The organism is Ureibacillus thermophilus (assembly GCF_004331915.1).
GTDB classification, from domain to species: domain Bacteria; phylum Bacillota; class Bacilli; order Bacillales_A; family Planococcaceae; genus Ureibacillus; species Ureibacillus thermophilus.
The window spans coordinates 148,212-166,321 of the sequence record NZ_CP036528.1 but is presented as its reverse complement, the minus strand read 5'-3'; the positions used below and the strand labels follow the sequence as shown (position 1 = coordinate 166,321).

Genomic DNA, 18,110 nt, shown 5'->3' with positions numbered 1-18,110 from the left:
GTAAAGGGACTGTCCAGAAAGTGTAAAACTTTCCGGACAGTCCCGTTTCTAATAGGGAAATTCTTTGAAAAATCTTTGCTCCTGCGGTGGTCACATTAAACTTGTTATCTGTGGCTATGCGTGTGCGAAAGCAGCAAAGGGAGCGTCTTGAAATGACTTTTCAGACGCCCTTTTTTCTCTTTATCGACTTCCGAAAAATTAAACTATCGGATATAATATTCATATATGAATAGATATTTATATACGAATGGGTGGTTCGTAAAGTGGAAATGGATAAAGGAAATAATAACGATGCGGAATTATTTGAATTAGATGAAGAGACGTTGTTTTTAGTATCCCAAACCTTTAAAGCGTTGAGCGATCCAACTAGAATTCGAATATTGTATTTGCTTTCGCAAAAGGAGTATTCGGTAAACGAAATAGCCAAAAAATTAAATCTAAGTCAGCCGAATGTTTCCCACCAATTACGTTTTTTGAAAAACTTGAGGCTTGTCAAATATCGCCGTGAAGGTACGACTTTATATTATTCCATTGATGATGACCATATTGTGCATATGTTGTACCAAACAATCGAGCATTCTCAACATAATTGAGTATAAATCATATATGAACATATACTAATATTAATTTAAGGAGGTGTGATGATGGGGCATGAACATCATCATGCACATCACCACCATACTCATGGTGCCAACAAAAAGACATTAACAATTGCATTTTTTATCATCGCTGTTTTTATGTTTGTGGAAGCAATCGGCGGTGTATTGACAAATAGTCTTGCGCTGCTTTCGGATGCTGGCCATATGCTGAGTGATGCGATTTCCTTGGGAGTCGGCGTTCTTGCCTTCAAATTTGGCGAGAAGGTAGCGGATTATAGCAGAACATACGGATACCGGCGTTTTGAAATATTAGCCGCCGTTTTTAACGGTGTTACATTAATGATTGTTTCCATTTTTATTTTTATTGAAGCCATTGAGCGGTTTGTGCGCCCCTCGGAGATTTCATCCCATGGCATGTTAGGGATTGCGATTCTCGGATTGGCAGTGAATATACTTGTTGCATGGATTTTAATGCGCGGTGGCGATACCCATGATAATTTAAATATGCGGGCAGCCTTCCTTCATGTGATAGGAGATATGTTAGGTTCTGCTGCAGCAATTCTTGCCGCCGTATTCATTATGGTCTTTGATTGGAGTTGGATGGACCCTTTGGCGAGTATTATTGTGGCATTTATCATTATTAAAGGCGGCTATCATGTGACGAAAGATGCCATTCATGTATTGATGGAAGGGACGCCAACAAACGTAAACATAGATAAAGTAATCCGATTATTTCATAATACACCGGGCATTATCGGAATCCATGATTTACATGTATGGAGCATTACGAGCGGGCAAAATGCGCTGTCTTGCCATGCAGTAGTGGAAGACAATCTTTCATTAAAAGATATACAAAAAATATTAAAGAATATTGAGCATGAACTGCTTCATCTAGGAATAGCCCATATGACCGTCCAAGTAGAAGATCGAGATCATGTTCATGAAGATTCCGTGTTGTGCAAAATTAACGGCCATCAGCATCATGAACACCATCATTAAAATAATAGCCTCCGGAAGATGGAGGCTATTATTTTTTTAATAAGTTTTTTAACTCCTTCAAGACCGCTTTTAATGGCTGATTTTCGCCCGCTTCAAAAAAATGATTAAAAGGATCTCCAATTGTTTTGATTCGTTCAATAATGGTTGGAAGGGTAAAGTGATTCGGATTTAAACCTTCCTTTACTTCTTCCCAATAAAGGGGTGTTGCAATGCTTCCCCATTCATTTCCCCTTGGCGAGTATGGAGCAATAATCGTTTTTCCCTCCGCATGCTGCACATAGTCTAAATACAATTTATTTCCCCGATTCTTTTTCAATCGCTCTAACGTAAATTTATGAGAAACTTGGTTGACTAAAAATTGACATATAAATTCAGTAAAAATGCGGGTTTCATCATAGGTGAACTGATTTTTCGGTAATGGAATATATACTTGCAAACCTTTGTTGCCAGAAGTTTTAACGAAGGACTGCAGCTGCAATTGGTCAAAAATGGCCTTCATTTTTAATGCCGCTTCTATGGCCAGTGGAAATTCTTTTTGGGATGGCGGGTCCAAATCAAAGACAATTTCAGTTGGATGTGCAGTATCAATTGTTTGAAATGGGATATGAAATTCTAAAGCCAATTGATTGCCAAGCCAAAATAACGTAGACAAATTATTGCAAACAATATAATGGATGCCTTCTATTTGTTTTGTTTGCACATAATTCGGAGCATAATCGGGAACATTTTTTTGATAAAAATGTTCTCCCGGAACACCATGGGGATAACGAATAGTCGTAAGGGCGCGATTTTGCAAAAAAGGAAGCATATAAGGAGCAATATATTCTAAATATAGAAGATAATCCTCTTTCAATAAATTCAATTTCGGCCAAATCGGTTTTTCAGGATGAGTAACTGGCACCTCTTCTGGCATTGGATGCAGCTGTTTTTGAAAGTTTTTCCAATAGCACTCTTCCGGCGATAAATCAAAACGGAAAGAATGAAATCTTGGCTCCCTTAACTTTTTTCCATCAAAATCAATGCAAGCAATATCGGCGCAAATGGAAGGAGGTAACATCCAAACAGAGCTGGAAAGTTTTTCTCCCTTTGTTCGGAAAAAGGCGGCTAGCGTTTGAAACTGTTCATCGGTGAGGCCGTGTTTAAAAGCGGTAACTTCCGTTAACTGATTGTCTTTATAAACGGCGCCGGTAAAATAATCGTTTTCTTTATTGAAGGTATGAACGATGACGGTTACCATTCGCCAATTTTTGATTTTCAGCCAGTCATCTATCCTTTTTCCAGCTGTATAAAGACTTGTTTTCCTTTTAGCAATCATTCCTTCGCCGTTGTGTGTTTTAATCATTTTCCAAAGACTATCGCCATCTTCATAGCTTTCAATGCATTGAATTTGTCCGCGTTGGAAAAATTTGATTTTATTTGGAAGTGGTGTCTCTTTGAAGAGTTGGGACAAATGTTTTTTTCGTTCAATAAGGGGCAGCGTTACCAAATCTGTTCCCTGTATTTTCAGCAAATCGAAAGCGATAAATTGGCAAGGAAACTTTTTGCTTGCTTCCTCCACTTTTTGTTTGGATTTTGTTTTTCCACGGGATTGAACGATGGAAAAATTGCTTCGAAAGTTGTTTTCTAAAAAGACCATTTCTCCATCCATTGTTAACGGAAGAAAAGGAGCAAGCAATGGATAAGTGCGTTTACAAAAATCAATTATTTCTGGAAAGAGGAATGTGATATCCCGCTGATTTCGGCTTATAATGGTGGGTAAGTCATTTTCCCAATGCAGTATGGCGCGATAGCCGTCATATTTCACCTCATAAATCCACTCGTTTCCCCTTGGCCATTCGTCCGCAGATGTCAAAAGCATCGGTTGCATGTTTGAAAACCTCTTTTTTCATTATTGTTAAACAGAATGCAGAGGCTATACATAGTTCTTTTCTGTCTAAGCATAATAAGAAAAAAGTAGGTGACGCTATGCACACGATGTGGAAAGGCAGCATCAGTTTTGGATTAGTCAATATTCCAGTCAAACTTCATGCTGCAACGGAAGATAAAGATGTGAAATTAAGGCAGCTTCATAAAGAATGCCATACGCCGATTAATTATAAAAAGGTGTGCCCTGTTTGCGAAAGGGAAGTGAAAAATGAGGAGATTGTAAAAGCTTTGGAATATGCAAAGAATAAATTTGTTGTGTTGGATGAAGAAGATTTGGAAGTATTAAGAAAAGAAAATGAGGAAAAAGCGGTTGAGATTCTGGAGTTTGTCAAATTGGAAGAAATTGACCCCATTTATTTTCAAAAAAGCTACTTTTTATCGCCGGATACAGGGGGAATGAAAGCTTATGCATTGCTCCGGCAAGCTTTGATAGAATCAGGAAAAATAGGCGTGGCGAAAATTACGATTCGTTCAAAAGAGCAGTTGGCGGTTGTGAGAGTATATGAAGACACTTTGGTAATGGAAACCATTTATTTTCCGGATGAAGTGAGAAAATCCAGTGATGTTCCGAATATTCCTAGCTCAGAAAAAGTAGTGCAAAAGGAATTGGAAACGGCATTAATGTTAATAGATCAATTAACGGTAAAATTCGAACCGGAGAAATATCATGACGAATACCGCACAGCTCTTCTTGAATTAATTGAGAAGAAGAAAGCGGGAGAAACGGTGACTGCCGCAGAGAAAAATCCAGCCATCCCTCCGGATATGACAGATTTAATGAGCGCTCTCGAAGCTTCATTAAATAAAGTGAAAAAGAAACCTGCAGCCAAAAAGAAAAAGGCAAAAGAGAAAAAGGAAGCGTAGTGCTTTATTAAAAAAGGACATTCCAAAGGAGAGAACTTTGAAATGTCCTTTATTTTTTGGATTATAAACTGTCGCCGAAATCTGCTCTGAATTTTTCTACAAGGCGTTCTGGCCAATCGGATAGTGCATCCAATTTTCCAACGAAGAATCTTAATACTTTTGGCTCGTCCACATATTTTAAGCCTTCGATGATGTGACGATTTTCATATAGCCAACTAACCCGGTCAATTACATATTGAATTTGGGACAATGTGAAAACTCGACGAGGAACGGCAAGGCGCACCAACTCCATATTGGCAAGGTTTTCTACGCCATTTTCATCCCGGGCTTCTGACATTGTTCCCCTCTCCATGCCCCGCACTCCGCTTGCGATATAAATGGCTGCTGCCAATGCTCCCGCAGGATACTCATGTTGCGGTACATGAGGCAAGAATTCCATTGCATTGATATGGCAGCCGAGACCTCCAGGAGGTGTAACAACTGGCACACCTTTTTTAAGCAATTCATTTGTCATGTATTCGATGAAGAGCGGTCCTTGGTTAATCATTTCTTCATCCATTGTTTCTTCCAAACCAATGGCAATGGCTTCAATTTCACGGACACTCATTCCGCCATATGTTAAGAATCCTTCATATAATGTTACATACTCCCGCATTGCACGCATATCTTCTTCACTATCTGTGATGATGCCTCCACCGCGGGCAAATCCGAGTTTACGGGCAGAGAAGTAAATAATATCGCACAAGTCGGAAATTTGCCATGTAATTTCCCTAATCGTCATATTTTGGCATTCGTCTTCTCTTTGTTTGATAAAGTATAAGTTGTCTTGCAACAAACTTGCATCAAGCACTAGTTTTATTCCATATTCATCACAAACTTTGCGCACTTCCCGCAAATTTTCTAAAGAGAATGGTTGTCCACCAATCAAGTTTGTACCGGCTTCCATGCGGACAAATGGGATATTTTCAGCCCCTACTTCTTGAATGAGGTTAATAAGTTTTTTGATATCGATGTTTCCTTTGAAAGGATGGTCGCTGTTTAATTTCAAGGCTTCATCCGTAAAAACTTCAACCACTTTTCCGCCGTTTTTTGTTATATGCGCATGGGTTGTTGTAAAGTGATAGTTCATTGGGACATATGTGCCTGGTCTTACAAATGTAGTGCTTAAAATATTTTCACAAGCACGGCCTTGGTGAGCTGGAAGGAAATATTTTTTTCTGAAAATCTCCTGAATTGTTTTTTCTAGTCTTGTGAAAGAAGCGCTTCCCGCATAACTATCATCCGCCTCTAACATGGCTGCTTGTTGTCGGTCGCTCATGGCGTTAACGCCGCTGTCTGTCAACATATCTAAAAACACATCTTTATTTTGTAGAAGGAACGTATTAAAACCTGCTTCTTTCATAGCCTTTAAACGTTCTTCCACCGGCAGTAAATTAAGTTTTTGAATGATGCGGACTTTATGCATTTCCAAAGGTATTTTTTCTCCTGAATAAAACTTAACTGTCATTTGAACTTCCTCCTGCCTCTTCATCCCTTTATTACTTTAACACTTCAACGCTTCAACTCAATGAAACATTGTTATTTTAATCATACATGATTTCAGAAAAAATTTAAAATGCTATTAATATAATTAGAAGAAATATTTACTTTGGACTTAAAATTTTATGTTTAGTAGAAAAATTAGTTATACAAGTTATTTTTGGAAAAGCATTTTGCTTCCCTACATAGAAAACAACAGGAGAAGGCATGATAAAATAAAAGAAAGGACGTGATGACGGTGCAAAATTATTATGCCGATTTACATATACATATCGGTAGGACGGAAAGCGGACGAGCAGTTAAAATTACGGGCAGCAGAAATTTAACGCTGAAAAATATTTTACATACCGCTTCTAGCCAAAAAGGTCTTGATATCATCGGCATTATTGATTGCCACTCGCCGGAAGTCATAGAGGAAATAGAGGAGCTGATGAATGAAGGAAGAATGGAACTTCTGCCAGAAGGAGGATTGAGGTTTGAAAAGACGACTCTTATTCCAGGATCGGAAATTGAAATTTACGATGAATCTTGCAAAGGCCCCGTCCATGTGCTTGCTTTTTTCCCCACTTTAGAATTGATGAAAGAATTTTCCGGATGGATGCGTTCAGTTATAAAAAATATTCACTTAAGTTCCCAACGAATTTACTGCAGTGGAAGACAATTGCAGGGAAAAGTCAAAGAATTGGGAGGGTTATTTATACCTGCCCATGTATTTACCCCTTTTAAAAGCTTATATGGAAAAGGGGTCGAAAAAAGTTTAACAGAAGTTTTGGATCCGGAAAAAATTGATGCCATAGAATTGGGATTGAGTTCTGACACCTATATGGTACAAGGTATAAGCGAGCTTGAAAAATATACGTTCGTTACCAATTCGGATGCTCACTCTCTTGGCAAATTGGCGCGGGAATATCAAAAAGTAGAGCTGCAACAACCCACTTTTCATGAACTTGCATTAGCTCTTCAAGAAAAAGAGGAACGAAAAATTTTAACAAACTATGGGTTAAATCCCCTCTTAGGAAAATATTATTCGACTGTATGTCAAGATTGCGGAGAACGGGTGAAGACGGGAGGGACATGCCCGAAATGTGGCAGCCGTCATGTAGTCAAAGGAGTTTCTGTAAGAATTCAGGAATTGACGGATCTTAAGGAACCTATGCGAAAAAGACCGCCATATATTCATCAAGTGCCATTAGATTTTATACCAGGTGTCGGAAAAAAGACGATTCAGCGGCTGATTGAAGCCTTTGGAACGGAAATGGCGATTTTGCATGAAGTATCATTGGAACAACTGGAAGAAGTGGTTTCTGCGAAAATTGCCAAAACCATTGATTTGGCGAGAAAGGGGCAATTAACCATTGAAATGGGTGGGGGCGGCGTGTATGGAAAAATCATAGAATGAAAATGCCGCTCCTTTTTCTCCTACAAATGGGCATAAAAAAACAAGCTACGAAATTTGACGGGGATCGCTTTCGTAGCTTGCTAAAGGGATGTATGTCTCAAGGACATATATATATCATAGCAAATTGGGGAATTTGCTAGGGGATACATTATTATTATGGAAAGAAGAAAAGATTTTTATTCTTCCCATTTTAAACTTTCGAAGAATCGATAAACTTCTTCATATACAAGTTCACGTTCTTTATCAATAGTAAGAATGTGACCTGAATTAATGAAGCTTTTTATGGATTTAATGCGAGAATTAACAGAATTATATATATAATCTGCGCTTTTGCAGTAGTAATCATCATCGTTTAGACCGCGCAAAATATGGACAGGTTTGTCGATTTTATTTAATTTTGCGCTCGTATCATTAATAATGTTTTGCAAATATTGAAGTGTTGGCATTTGGTAGCGTTTTGCAATAATTTCTGGCTTATCTTCTTCTTCATTATATGTGCCAGTTAGCTTTTTGTAATTAATTGTATAGCTAATGATGCGTTGTTGCAAGCTATCAACACTTTTCTCTAACGCTGGTGCGGACATAGTCACAATTGCTTTAATTGGCCGCTCTTCACCGAGGCGCAATGAGAAGATGCCTCCAAGTGAAACACCAGCAACAGCAATTTCATTATAGCCAAGTCTTCGAAGTTCATCATAACCCTCAACAGCACTGTTCCACCATTCAATTGGATCTGTTTGGATGAGGGTTAAAGGGTCACCACCATGACCTTTATACAAAGGAGCGTGAACCGTATAGTTGCGATCTGCCAAATAGCGACCTAAACGCTTCACATCATTTGTGTTGCCCGTAAAGCCATGCAATAATAAGACAGCACGTTTTCCCGCCTCAATCGTAAATGGTTTTGGCGAAATGATTTTCATTGTGAAGAACTACTCCTTTAACCGTAATAAATGTGTCAGAATATTTAAAATAGATTTTGAAAATTCTTTGAAATTTTTTTATAAATACTTGTTTTTTTTAAGTATTTTTGGTACTCAAACTCAACGTTCAACTTTATTATAGTTATAGGCTTAAATAAATACAATTTATTATTTCTATCAAATTGATTCGAAAACGTTATCATTTTTAAGAAGGGAATAAATTATGGAAATTCAACAATTAGAGTATTTTAAAGTTGTGGCTGAAACTGAACATATGACCCATGCGGCGGAAATGTTAAACATTTCGCAGCCTGCCCTGAGCAAATCTATTTCTAATATCGAGCAGGAGATTGGCGTGCCCCTTTTTGACAGGCAAGGACGTTCAATTATATTGAATCGCTACGGAAAACTTTTTTTAGAAAGCGTCAATAAAATTTTAGAAGAATTCAACAGGGCGAAACAGGAAATTAACGGACTTGTCATGCCCGGATTTGGAGAAGTGTCCTTTGGCTTTATTCATACATTGGGAATGGAAGTTGTGCCGGAATTGATGGCTCATGTCCATGAAAAATATCCAAATATAAAATTTAACTTGACGCAGGCTTCCTCGTTGAATTTGCTGGAACTGTTAGAAAAAGGCGATATTGATTTATGTTTATCTCAAAAAATTGACTCAAAAGTGGTAAGTATCGAATGGGTTGAATTATGGAAAGAAGATTTGTTTGTCATTGTTCCTAAAAATCATCCTTTGGCAGAAAAAGATTTTATCGCATTGCGTGAAATTAAAGATGAACCTTTTGTTTCGATTAAAAAAGGGAATGCTTTGCGCCATATGGTTGATAAATTATTAAAAGAAGTGGGGATTGCTAAAACAAACATTACCTTTGAAGGGGAAGATCCGCATACGGTGGCGGGATTTGTCAGTGCAGGCCATGGGGTATCAATTATTCCAGGAATTAAAGGATTATCCGAGTATAATGTCAAAAAGATATCTGTAAAAGAACCGGTTTGTGAACGAAAAATAGGAGTATCTTGGGTTCAAGGAAGATATATGTCCCCAGCAGCAAACCAATTTATAAATTATTTAGTGGAGTATTTCAAAGGAAAATAGAAAAGGTGTAGATGGCGTGGCAGATAAGCAAGAAAAATTCGAAAGATTAATACTGCAATTTCAACATTTACTTTCAATTGAGCAAATCATGGAAGCAAGGAATATTTACCGTCTTGCCCATGAAAAGAATGTGGAAGCGATGGTTGAATTAGCTTCACTGTATAAGTTCATGGAGGAATATTCCATGGCTGTTTATTGGCTGCAAAAAGCAAGTAAATCTGGGAACAGCGAGGCTCTTTACCAGCTTGCTAATTGTTATTATGAAGGGCTTGGAGTAGAAGAAGATGTGAAAACGGCTTTACAATTATATAAGAAAGCAGCGAAAAAGGGCCATGCCGATGCTCAAAACAACTTAGCCGATATGTATTTAAATGGCGAAGGAACCTCTGTTAATTATAAAGAAGCATTGAAGTGGTTTAAAGAAGCGGCAAAACAAAATGTTGTTGAAGCGATGTTTACACTGGGAATCATGCATGAACAAGGCATCGAAATCAAAAAAGATGAAAAAAAGGCCCTCCAATATTATTTGCAGTCGGCAGAAGGCGGTTATCCTGACGCCCAGTATAGGATGGGCTCCATTTATTTAGAGGGGCTGTTGGGAGTGGAGAAAAACACCTCTCGCGCTATTGAATGGTTTGAAAAAGCAGCACAATTTCACCATATCGATGCCATTTATAATTTAGGATTTTTATATGAACATGGCATCGGCGTCAAGAGAAATGGAAAAAAAGCTCTTTATTATTACAAGAGAGCCTCATTGCTTGGAGATTATCAGGCAAAATTAAATATCGCCAACATTTATGAAAAGGGCATTGATGTTGAGGCCGATAAAAAAGCTGCAGCCCGCTGGAGAGAATTAGCAAGACAACAAATGGAAAATGATTATGACCGATAGTTCCCCACCATTTGAAAAGTAAAGAGCATGTTCATCAAATCTTCAGAGAAAATTTTGCTAAAGCCGACACAAAAAGAAGAAAGAATAGCGATTATACTTAAAATAGCGAAAATGAATGTATGGGAGTTGTATCGAATGAAAACGGTAACAGTAATTGGTGGAGGAATTACAGGACTTTGCACGATGTTTTACTTGCAAAAACAGCTGAAAGAGCGCAATCTTTCTGCCCATTTAGTACTGCTTGAAAAAAATCCTTACCTTGGCGGAAAAATGCATACTGTGCGGGAAAATGGATTTATCATGGAAACGGGGGCAGATTCCATTGTCGCCCGTTATCCAAGCGTCCAAAAATTAATTCAAGAGCTTGATTTTGAATCGGAAGTCGTTTATAACGAAACGGGAATTTCTTATATTCATACAAATCATGAACTGCATGCCATCCCGAAAGAATCAGTCTTTGGCATTCCTATGACGGTGGAATCGTTAAAAGCAAGCACCCTCATTTCTGAAGAAGGAAAGCAGCGAGTGTTGAAAGATGGAGAAATTCCAAATACGAAATTTACGAAAGAAAGCTCCATCGGGGAATTTTTAGAGTACTTTTTAGGGAAAGAAATCGTGGAAAAACAAATTGCCCCAGTGCTTGCCGGCGTGTATTCCGGCGATATTTACAAATTATCCATTGCCTCCACTCTTCCATATTTAGTGGATTATAAAAATGAATACGGCAGCTTGATGAAAGGTTTACAAGCGAATCGCGAGAAGTTTGAACGGGAAGCCAACAAAAAATTCCTTTCTTTTAAAAACGGGTTATCCCAGTTGATTGACCGTTTGGAAGAACTGCTTGATACAGTGGAAATTCGCAAAAATACTGAAACAATTCGGGTTGAGAAGAAAAATGATCTTTATGAAATCACATTAGCAAATGGCGAAAAGCTTGAAGCGGATGTTGTGGTGTTGGCATTACCAAACCAAGTCGTAAAGAACTTATTAAAGGATGAAGAATTAGACCCTTATTTCAACCAATTTAAAAATGCTTCTGCTATTACGATGTATTTAGGCTTCGATTTGCCGGATTCCATTTTGCCGCAAGATGGTACGGGATTTATTGTTTCCCATAACAGCGATTTAGTGTGCAATGCCTCCACTTGGACAAGCCGCAAATGGAAACATACATCCAAAGATGGAAATTTATTAGTACGCTTGTTTTATAAAGAAAACAATCCCCGCTATCATGAATTAAAAGTCATGAGCGATGAAGAACTGACAAAGGTAGCCCTAAACGATATTAAACTCAGCTTAAATATTGAAGAACAGCCGAACATGGTAAAAATTACAAAATGGATCGATGCGATGCCAAAATACGATTTAGCCCATCACGAAGCCTTGCAGGAAGTGCTCTCAAAATTAAAAGAACGTTATCCGAATTTGCTCATTGCCGGCTGCTCTTATTTTGGAGTAGGCATTGGTGCTTGTATTGACAACGGAAAAGAAACAGCAGAGAATATTTTTGAGCTTATTTCGCAGTAATTCCGATTTGTTAACTTGACAAAATGAAGATTACCGTTTATGATGAGAGCTATTATATTGATATTTTAAAATTGAATAACACTTATCAAGAGAAGTGGAGGGAACTGGCCCGAAGAAGCTTCAGCAACCAACTAATCTATTTAGTAAGGTGCTAAATCCAGCGGCAATTGCCGAAAGATAAGGTGACTATAAGGAAATGACAAGCCTTCTTTCGCAAGAAGGCTTTTTCTATTAGATGAATTAACTGAAAATTTATGCAGTATAGAAAAGTGAGGGAATTTAATGGGACTATTAGAGGCTTTAAAAAATAGCGTGTTAGTTGCGGATGGAGCAATGGGGACGCTTTTATATTCGTATGGTCTGGAATCTTGCCATGAAGAAATGAATATAGAAAGGCCAGAAATTATCGAAAAAATTCATAGCGAATACATACAAGCCGGCGCAGATGTCATCCAAACGAACACATATGGCGCAAATAAAATTAAGCTTACCCGATACGGACTAGAGTCCAAAGTGGTGGAAATCAATAAAGGGGCCATTGAAGTGGCAAGACGTGCAGCAGCAGGAAAAGACGTCTTTATTTTAGGCTCCATTGGCGGAATTCGCGGGGTTCGTAAAGTGGATTACACTTTGGATGAAATTTTGGAAGCTGTAAGGGAACAGGCAGAAGTGTTGATTGCAGGCCGGTTAGATGGGTTATTGCTCGAAACTTACTATGATTTTGAAGAGCTTACGGAAACGTTGAAAATGGTAAGAGCAATGACCGATATGCCGATTATTGCCCAAGTTTCCATGCAAGAGCCGGGCGTTTTGCTTAATGGCCTGAAATTAAATGAAGCGTTAAAACAGCTTGAACAATTAGGTGCAAATATAGTCGGTGTGAACTGTCGCCTTGGTCCTTACCATACGATTCAAGCCTTTGAAGAGGTGGAAATTCCTGAGAAAGCTTATTTATCCGCCTATCCGAACGCTTCGTTATTGGATATTGAAGATGGCCGCGTTGTTTACGAATCAGAAGTGGATTATTTTGCCCGTGCTGCAGTGGAACTTTGCAATGAGGGAGTAAGACTTATTGGAGGATGCTGCGGCACAACGCCAAAACATATTGAAGCTGTGAAAAAGAAATTAGCTCATTTCCGGCCGATTGAAAAGAAAGTGGCAAAACCTGTAAGGGAAGCAATTATTCAAGAGGCGGAACCGCATAGCTTCGAGCCTCTTCATGAAAAAGCTAAAAGAGAACGCTCGGTGATTGTGGAATTAGATACGCCAAAACATTTAGAAATTGAGCAATTTGTGGAAGGTGCTAAGGCTTTGTATGAAGCTGGGGCGGACCTTATCATGATGGCGGACAATTCTTTAGCCTCCCCAAGAGTCAGCAACTTGGCTATGGGTGCCATTTTAAAACTGCAATACGGCATTCGCACAATGCCTCACATAACTTGCCGTGACCGGAATTTGATTGGGCTTCAATCTCATTTGATGGGGTTAAATGCCCTCGGATTACATGATGTTCTAGCGGTTACCGGCGACCCTACAAAAGTGGGGGATTTTCCTGGGGCGACGAGCGTCTATGATGTTTCTTCAATGGAATTAATCTCTCTCATTAAACAATTAAACGAAGGGATTTCTTTCTCCGGAAAATCTCTTAAAAAGAAAGCGAATTTCTCCGTGGCGGCTGCTTTTAATCCGAATGTACGCGTTATCGATCGCGCGGTAAGCCGCCTGGAGAAAAAAATTGAACATGGTGCGGATTATTTCATTTCACAGCCAATTTATTCGAAAGAAAAAATTGTGGAAGTCTATGAGGTGACAAAGCATTTAGAAACGCCGATTTATATTGGCATTATGCCGCTCACAAGTTTTAAAAATGCGGAGTTTTTGCACCATGAAGTACCGGGAATTAAACTCTCCGATGATGTGTTAGAGAGAATGAAACAGGTGAGCGGCAATAAAGAAGAAGAAACAAAAGTAGGTCTTGAAATTGCAAAAGAGTTGTTAGATACAGCAACCCAATACTTTAACGGCATTTACTTGATTACACCGTTTATGCGATATGAACTGACAATACAACTATTGCAATATATCCAACAACTTGATGAGCAAAACAAAGGAGTTAAAGCAAATGGCTAACCATCCAATCGAAGAACAGTTGCAAAAACGAATTTTAATTATCGACGGGGCAATGGGAACAATGCTCCAGCAGGAAAATTTAACAGCTGAAGATTTTGGTGGGGAAGAATATGAGGGATGCAATGAACATCTTGTTTTAACAAGACCGGATGTGATTTCCAAAATTCACAGAGCCTATTTGGAAGCGGGCGCGGATATTATTTCGACCGATACCTTTGGTGGAACTCCCCTTGTATTAGATGAATATGGATTGGGCCATAAAGCTTATGAAATCAACAAAAAAGCTGTAGAACTGGCAAAGGCGGAAGCGGATAAATATTCAACGAGCGATTGGCCTCGATTTGTGGCAGGTTCGATGGGGCCGACAACAAAAACATTGTCTGTTACAGGCGGTGTGACATTTGATGAGCTTGTAGAAAACTTTTATATTCAAGCAAAAGCCTTAATTAACGGAGGCGCCGATTTGCTGTTGCTTGAAACAAGCCAAGATATGTTAAATGTAAAAGCGGCAACTCTTGGCATAAAACGGGCTTTTGAAGAAACAGGAAAAGAGCTTCCTGTCATGGTTTCTGCAACAATCGAGCCGATGGGAACAACACTGGCTGGCCAATCCATTGAAGCTTTCTACATTTCTATTGAACATATTCATCCGATTTCCATTGGGTTAAACTGTGCAACCGGCCCAGAATTTATGACGGACCATATCCGATCGCTGTCAGAATTGGCTACTAGCTACATTAGCTGTTATCCGAATGCCGGTTTGCCGGATGAAGAAGGCCACTATCATGAAACGCCGGAATCCTTGTCAACGAAATTGCGAGGATTTGCTGAAAAAGGCTGGTTAAATATTGTGGGAGGATGCTGCGGAACAACTCCTGCCCACATTAAGGCCATTCGGGAGGCGGTAAAAGATTACAAACCGCGTCCGAAAAAAGAAAAATCCCATGGTCATGCTGTGTCCGGCATAGAACCGCTTATTTACGATGACTCCATGCGTCCATTATTTATCGGGGAAAGAACAAACGTTATTGGTTCCCGCAAATTTAAGCAGCTCATTATTGAAGGAAAATATGAGGAAGCTGCTGAAATTGCACGGGCGCAAGTGAAAAATGGCGCTCATGTCATTGATATATGTTTAGCTAATCCTGACCGCGACGAGCTTGAGGATATGCGCAAGTTTATGAAAGAAGTTGTAAAGAAAGTCAAAGTTCCTTTAGTCATTGACTCAACGGATGAACGGGTCATTGAAGAAGCGTTGAAATATTCCCAAGGAAAGGCCATCATTAACTCCATCAACTTGGAAGATGGAGAAGAACGGTTCGATAAAGTATTGCCGATTGTAAAAAAATACGGGGCTTCCGTCGTGGTCGGCACAATTGACGAAGAAGGAATGGCCGTTACGCGCGAAAGAAAATTGGCCATTGCTGAACGCTCTTACAAAATCTTGACTGAGAAATGGGGACTTGCGCCGGAAGATATCATCTTTGACCCGCTTGTATTCCCTGTAGGCACGGGAGATGAGCAATACATTGGTGCGGCGGAGGAAACAATTGAAGGAATCCGTTTAATTAAGGAGAAATTCCCAAGAGCCTTAACGGTGCTTGGCATCAGCAATGTTTCCTTTGGTCTCCCACCTGTGGGACGGGAAGTATTGAATGCAGTATTTTTATATCACTGCACGCAAGCGGGCCTAGATTATGCCATCGTAAATACGGAAAAATTAGAGCGTTATGCATCCTTGCCAGAAGAAGAAATTCAGCTGGCGAATGATTTGATTTTCAATACAAACGATGAAACATTGGCGAAATTTACAGCCTTTTACCGCGATAAAAAGAAAGAAGAGAAAAAGATTGAGCTTCCTGCGACGGTGGAAGAGCGCCTGAAATACTACATCGTGGAAGGAACAAAAGAAGGCTTAATTGAAGATTTGGAAGAAGCAAGAAAAATATTTGATACGCCTCTAGATATCATTAATGGTCCATTGATGGACGGCATGGCGGAAGTAGGGCGCTTATTCAACGATAATCAGTTAATTGTGGCGGAAGTGTTGCAAAGCGCCGGCGTGATGAAAGCGGCTGTTGCCCACCTAGAACAATATATGGAAAAAGTAGAGGACAGTGCTGGAAAAGGAAAAGTCATTTTGGCAACGGTAAAAGGCGACGTTCACGATATTGGTAAAAACTTAGTGGATATTATTTTAAGCAACAACGGCTATCAAGTGATTGACTTAGGAATAAAAGTAACCCCGGCGGAATTGATTGAAGCCATCCGCAAAGAAAAACCGGACATTGTCGGCTTATCTGGACTATTGGTGAAGTCGGCGCAGCAAATGGTATTGACGGCGCAAGACTTTAAAGCAGCAGGCATTGATGTACCGATTCTTGTTGGGGGAGCCGCTCTGACGAAACGCTTTACTGAAACAAAAATTGCGGCTGAATACGATGGACCGGTCATTTATGCAAAAGATGCAATGCAAGGGTTAGAACACGCCAATCGTTTAATGGATCCGAATGAACGGGAAGCCTTCTTGCAAGAAATTCGGGAATCTCGCGAAAAACGCTTGGAAGCAGATGCAAAACGGGCAAATCAGCCGAAAAAAGAGGTGCCGAAAAAACAAGCCCGCACAGTGGAAGATGCGCCAGTATTCATACCGAAAGATTTAAAAGTACACATAAAGAAAAATTATTCCGTTCAACATTTGCAGCCTTACATCAATATGCGCACATTGCTCGGCCACCATTTAGGTTTGAAAGGCAATGTAGAGAAATTGCTAGCGGAGAAAGACGAGCGAGCGATGGAATTATACAATTTAGTGTTAGAAATATTGAATTCTGGCGTGCTAAAACCTTCAGGAATATATCAATTCTTCCCTGCTCAAAGCGATGGGGACGATGTGGTAATCTATTGTCCAGAGGATAATAAAACAGAAATTGAACGATTCCATTTCCCACGCCAGCAAGATGAACCGTATCTATGTCTTGCGGATTTCTTAAAACCTGTGGATAGCGGAAAGATGGATTATGTGGCGCTGATGGTGGTCACTGCTGGACATGGTGCAAAAGAAAAGGCTGATCAATTAAAAGAAGAAGGAAAATTTTTAGAAAGCCATGCTCTTCTATCAACAGCTTTAGAGCTTGCGGAAGGATTTGCAGAACGTTTGCATCAGGAAATCCGAGATGATTGGGGATTCCCAGATCCAACCGACTTTACGATGAAAGAACGCTTTGCCGCAAAATATCAAGGCCAACGTTTCTCCTTTGGCTATCCGGCTTGTCCAAACTTGGAGGACCAAGAAAAACTGTTTAAATTATTGAAGCCGGAGCAAATCGGCGTTTATTTGACAGAAGGCTATATGATGGAGCCGGAAGCAAGCGTATCCGCCATCGTATTTGCCCACCCAAGCGCAAGATATTTTAATGTTTAATTGTAAGCATCCCCCGGTTATAGGGGGTGCTTTTTATTGATAGGTTTTGTGTGACAATATTCCTTGTTTTTGTGACCATAAAGCTTATTCCAAATTTTATCGACAAATTTTGTGTCCATAACACCTAAATTTGTGACAATATCGCCTGATTTCGTGAACATAACGCCAGATTTATTTTTTTATCACCAAGATTTGTAACAATAACCCTTGTTTTTCAATACTAAGGAGGAAGATTTAATGATTCGCCCAATGATGTTGGAAGATCTCCAAAGTGTTATGGAAATCTATAATGATGCCATTTTGCATACCACAGCTCTCTATCGTACCCATCCGCAAACTTTGGAAGAAAGAGAGAATTGGTTTCACGAACACAAGAAAAACAATGAGCCAATGTTCGTTTATGAAGAGGATGGAGAAGTAGCGGGATTTGCCTCTTTTAATAGATTTTATCCGAATGAAGGCTACAAATATTCCATGGAGCATTCGGTCTACGTTGCGCCCAAACATCAAGGAAAAGGCATTGGCAAAAAATTATTGCAAACATTAATAGAAGAAGCAAAAAAGCGGGAAGTGCGAACGCTCATTGCAGTCATTGATTCGGAGAATACAGCGAGCATCAAGCTGCATGAACAGTTTGGTTTTCAATTTGCTGGCCGTTTAAAAAATGTCGGTTATAAATTTGGCAAATGGCTGGACATTGTATATTATCAGCTCCATTTTTATTGAGATGACATTTGTCATATGGAAAACATGATATTTGCTTCTACTGATGCA

Annotated in this window: 13 protein-coding genes and 1 riboswitch; of the genes, 10 read left to right on the top strand and 3 right to left on the bottom strand. The window is 39.4% G+C overall.

Translation table 11 applies throughout. The features are described 5' to 3' along the window. The first annotated feature begins 269 nt into the window (after positions 1-269). Together DKZ56_RS00705 and DKZ56_RS00700 are read left to right on the top strand one after the other, a co-directional pair. A complete protein-coding gene (locus DKZ56_RS00705) occupies positions 270-593 on the top strand; it encodes an ArsR/SmtB family transcription factor (RefSeq protein WP_208652108.1) in 324 nt (107 codons plus the stop codon). Positions 594-644: 51 nt separating this feature from the next. Beyond that, positions 645-1,598 (top strand): cation diffusion facilitator family transporter, encoded by a 954-nt coding sequence (locus tag DKZ56_RS00700; protein WP_208650836.1) that lies wholly within the window; start codon positions 645-647, stop codon positions 1,596-1,598. 28 nt (positions 1,599-1,626) lie between these two features. On the opposite strand, the gene DKZ56_RS00695 is transcribed toward DKZ56_RS00700, so the two are convergent. Continuing rightward, a complete protein-coding gene (locus DKZ56_RS00695; RefSeq protein ID WP_208650835.1) occupies positions 1,627-3,465 on the bottom strand; it encodes a DNA ligase D in 1,839 nt (612 codons plus the stop codon). Between the two features lie 98 nt (positions 3,466-3,563). On the opposite strand from DKZ56_RS00695, the gene ku reads away from it, so the two are divergent. After that, positions 3,564-4,388, top strand: coding sequence for a non-homologous end joining protein Ku (gene ku / locus DKZ56_RS00690; RefSeq protein ID WP_208650834.1), 825 nt, complete (start codon positions 3,564-3,566; stop codon positions 4,386-4,388). A gap of 61 nt (positions 4,389-4,449) precedes the next feature. On the opposite strand, the gene DKZ56_RS00685 is transcribed toward ku, so the two are convergent. Next, complete coding sequence (locus DKZ56_RS00685; RefSeq protein WP_208650833.1) at positions 4,450-5,895, bottom strand: tryptophanase; 1,446 nt, start codon at positions 5,893-5,895, stop codon at positions 4,450-4,452. 270 nt (positions 5,896-6,165) lie between these two features. Between DKZ56_RS00685 and DKZ56_RS00680 the strand changes: the two genes are divergently transcribed. Next, on the top strand, positions 6,166-7,326 hold the full coding sequence (locus tag DKZ56_RS00680; RefSeq protein ID WP_208650832.1) for an endonuclease Q family protein: 1,161 nt from the start codon (positions 6,166-6,168) through the stop codon (positions 7,324-7,326). A gap of 176 nt (positions 7,327-7,502) precedes the next feature. Here DKZ56_RS00680 and DKZ56_RS00675 read toward each other — a convergent pair whose 3' ends face one another. Next, positions 7,503-8,249, bottom strand: coding sequence for an alpha/beta hydrolase (locus DKZ56_RS00675; RefSeq protein ID WP_208650831.1), 747 nt, complete (start codon positions 8,247-8,249; stop codon positions 7,503-7,505). Positions 8,250-8,472: 223 nt separating this feature from the next. On the opposite strand from DKZ56_RS00675, the gene DKZ56_RS00670 reads away from it, so the two are divergent. The 6 genes from DKZ56_RS00670 (at position 8,473) to DKZ56_RS00645 (ending at position 18,062) form a co-directional block, all read left to right on the top strand. Then, positions 8,473-9,360, top strand: coding sequence for a LysR family transcriptional regulator (locus DKZ56_RS00670; RefSeq protein ID WP_208650830.1), 888 nt, complete (start codon positions 8,473-8,475; stop codon positions 9,358-9,360). A 16-nt stretch (positions 9,361-9,376) separates the two neighbouring features. Then, on the top strand, positions 9,377-10,255 hold the full coding sequence (locus tag DKZ56_RS00665; protein WP_208650829.1) for a tetratricopeptide repeat protein: 879 nt from the start codon (positions 9,377-9,379) through the stop codon (positions 10,253-10,255). Between the two features lie 135 nt (positions 10,256-10,390). Beyond that, positions 10,391-11,782: a protoporphyrinogen oxidase gene (gene hemG / locus DKZ56_RS00660; RefSeq protein ID WP_208650828.1), complete on the top strand. Its 1,392-nt coding sequence runs from the start codon at positions 10,391-10,393 to the stop codon at positions 11,780-11,782. Positions 11,783-11,861: 79 nt separating this feature from the next. Further along, positions 11,862-11,966, top strand: a riboswitch (SAM riboswitch). Between the two features lie 98 nt (positions 11,967-12,064). Continuing rightward, positions 12,065-13,912, top strand: coding sequence for a bifunctional homocysteine S-methyltransferase/methylenetetrahydrofolate reductase (locus DKZ56_RS00655; RefSeq protein WP_208650827.1), 1,848 nt, complete (start codon positions 12,065-12,067; stop codon positions 13,910-13,912). After that, a complete protein-coding gene (gene metH / locus DKZ56_RS00650; RefSeq protein WP_208650826.1) occupies positions 13,905-17,336 on the top strand; it encodes a methionine synthase in 3,432 nt (1,143 codons plus the stop codon). The genes DKZ56_RS00655 and metH overlap by 8 nt, the downstream gene beginning before the upstream one ends. A 237-nt stretch (positions 17,337-17,573) precedes the next feature. Continuing rightward, positions 17,574-18,062, top strand: coding sequence for a GNAT family N-acetyltransferase (locus DKZ56_RS00645; RefSeq protein ID WP_208650825.1), 489 nt, complete (start codon positions 17,574-17,576; stop codon positions 18,060-18,062). Positions 18,063-18,110: the final 48 nt, after the last annotated feature.

Coding starts and splice junctions, on each gene's coding strand:
- DKZ56_RS00705 (WP_208652108.1), top strand. CDS start 270: ATGGATAAAGGAAATAATAACGATGCGGAATTATTTGAATTAGATGAA.
- DKZ56_RS00700 (WP_208650836.1), top strand. CDS start 645: ATGGGGCATGAACATCATCATGCACATCACCACCATACTCATGGTGCC.
- DKZ56_RS00695 (WP_208650835.1), bottom strand. CDS start 3,465: ATGCAACCGATGCTTTTGACATCTGCGGACGAATGGCCAAGGGGAAAC.
- ku (WP_208650834.1), top strand. CDS start 3,564: ATGCACACGATGTGGAAAGGCAGCATCAGTTTTGGATTAGTCAATATT.
- DKZ56_RS00685 (WP_208650833.1), bottom strand. CDS start 5,895: ATGACAGTTAAGTTTTATTCAGGAGAAAAAATACCTTTGGAAATGCAT.
- DKZ56_RS00675 (WP_208650831.1), bottom strand. CDS start 8,249: ATGAAAATCATTTCGCCAAAACCATTTACGATTGAGGCGGGAAAACGT.
- DKZ56_RS00670 (WP_208650830.1), top strand. CDS start 8,473: ATGGAAATTCAACAATTAGAGTATTTTAAAGTTGTGGCTGAAACTGAA.
- hemG (WP_208650828.1), top strand. CDS start 10,391: ATGAAAACGGTAACAGTAATTGGTGGAGGAATTACAGGACTTTGCACG.
- DKZ56_RS00655 (WP_208650827.1), top strand. CDS start 12,065: ATGGGACTATTAGAGGCTTTAAAAAATAGCGTGTTAGTTGCGGATGGA.
- metH (WP_208650826.1), top strand. CDS start 13,905: ATGGCTAACCATCCAATCGAAGAACAGTTGCAAAAACGAATTTTAATT.
- DKZ56_RS00645 (WP_208650825.1), top strand. CDS start 17,574: ATGATTCGCCCAATGATGTTGGAAGATCTCCAAAGTGTTATGGAAATC.